The organism is Bradyrhizobium sp. P2_E8 (assembly GCF_056403875.1).
Map to the genome: position 1 here is coordinate 1 of NZ_JBFUES010001249.1, position 1,893 is coordinate 1,893.

General features: G+C 63.5%; 2 protein-coding genes. Both read right to left on the reverse strand.

Annotated elements, in window-relative coordinates; all coding sequences use genetic code 11:
* Window positions 1-1,447, reverse strand: a 1,447-nt coding sequence (locus AC1D00_RS39180; protein ID WP_477014366.1) for a nitrite/sulfite reductase, incomplete at its 3' end; no start/stop codon positions are given.
* 28 nt (window positions 1,448-1,475) lie between these two features.
* A complete protein-coding gene (locus tag AC1D00_RS39185) occupies window positions 1,476-1,784 on the reverse strand; it encodes a DUF2849 domain-containing protein (protein ID WP_011084294.1) in 309 nt (102 codons plus the stop codon).
* Between the last annotated feature and the right edge of the window lie 109 nt (window positions 1,785-1,893).

Sequence of the window (1,893 nt, forward strand, 5' to 3'; positions counted from 1 at the left end):
GGTAGACCTCCTCGCCGTTCTTCTCGACGCCGAGAATGCCGATATGGCCGACATGGTGCTGGCCGCTGGCATTGATGCAGCCCGAGATGTTGAGGTGCAGCCGGCCGATCAGGTTGGCGAGCTCGTGATTGGCGAAGCGCCGCGTCAGTTCCTGCGCGATCGGGATCGAGCGCGCATTCGCCAGCGAGCAATAGTCGAGCCCCGGGCAGGCGATGATGTCGGTGATCAGATTGACGTTCGGGGTCGCCAGTCCGAGCTTGTCCAGCGCCTTCCACAGCGCCGGCAGGTCGCGCTTGGCGACGTGCGGCAGCGCCAGATTCTGCTCGTGGCCGACGCGGATTTCGCCGAAGGAATATTTGTCGGCGAGATCGGCGAGCGCATCCATCTGCTCGGCGGTGGCATCACCCGGAGGCGCGCCGATCGGCTTCAGCGAGATCGTGACGATGGAATAGCCCGGGTTCTTGTGCGCGGCGACGGAGTTCTTGCGCCACGCTTCGAAATCAGGATCGGCCGCGGCCTGCCGCAACTCGTCCGGCATGTGCGGCAGCTTCTCGTACGCCGGATAGATGAAGCGCGAGCGGATGTCCTCGATCACCTCGTCGTCGATCTGGAGCGAGGAGTTGCGGATGTGCTGCCACTCGTCCTCGACCTCGCGGGAGAATTTCTCGATGCCGAGCTCGTGCACCAGGATCTTGATACGGGCCTTGTAGATGTTGTCGCGGCGGCCGTACTGGTTGTAGACGCGCAGGATGGCCTCGATGTAGCTGAGGAGATCGCGGCCGTGCACGAAGTGCTTGATGGTCTTGCCGATGAACGGCGTGCGGCCGAGACCGCCGCCGACCAGGACCTCGAAGCCGGTTTCGCCCTTCTCGTTCTTGATCAGGCGCAGGCCGATATCGTGGACCTTGATCGCGGCGCGGTCGTGGTCCGACGCGGTGATCGCGATCTTGAACTTGCGCGGCAGGAACGAGAATTCCGGATGCAGCGTGGTGTGCTGGCGGATCAGCTCCGACCAGATGCGGGGATCCTCGATCTCGCCGGGCGCGACGCCGGCCCACTGGTCAGAGGTGACGTTGCGCATGTTGTTGCCGGAGGTCTGCATCGCGTGGATGCCGACCTCGGCGAGATCGGCCAGCGCGTCCGGCAGGTCCGACAGCTTGATCCAGTTGAACTGGATGTTCTGGCGCGTGGTGAAATGGCCGTAGCCGCGGTCGTACTTGCGCGCGACATGGGCCAGCGCCCGCAACTGGTTCGACGCCAGCGTGCCGTAGGGAATCGCGACGCGAAACATGTAGGCGTGGAGTTGCAGATAGACGCCGTTCTGCAGGCGCAGCATCTTGAATTCGTCTTCGGTGAGCTCGCCGGAGAGGCGCCGCTTCACCTGGTCGCGGAATTCCGAGACGCGCTCGTTGACCAGCGTGCGGTCGATTTCGTCGTAAGCGTACATGAAGAATGCCCTACAGCTCTGCCAACATTCAGACGGGCAAGCCGATCGTCACGCCATCGCGGCGAATCTGCTCACGCAGATTACCCGGCAGGATCTTGCCGGCCTCGTCGACTTGCACCGGCGCGATATAGGGGCCGATCGCGCCGACGTCATCGGCCACGGCCTCGGCGAGCAACGCTTTCGCTTCGTCCGAGTTTCGCACGATCGCGGCATCCGTCAGTTCCACGGACCAGCCCCTGGCGGCAGTGCGATAGACCACGACGCCGTCCCAGGTCCGGTTGGCGGTCACGACGGAGGGACCCGTAATTTTCAGTTTTTGTTGCAGAGGAGAGGTCATTCGGCGGCATCCAATAGGTCGGAGATGATTTGCTTGGGTGTTTGGCGGCGAAGCGAGCCGGCATGCCGGACCACATCACCGATGATGAGGATGGCGGGACCGCCATGGG

What these genes read in the sequence shown, in the direction of transcription:
- AC1D00_RS39185 (WP_011084294.1), bottom strand. Translation starts at nt 1,784, where the DNA reads ATGACCTCTCCTCTGCAACAAAAACTGAAAATTACGGGTCCCTCCGTC.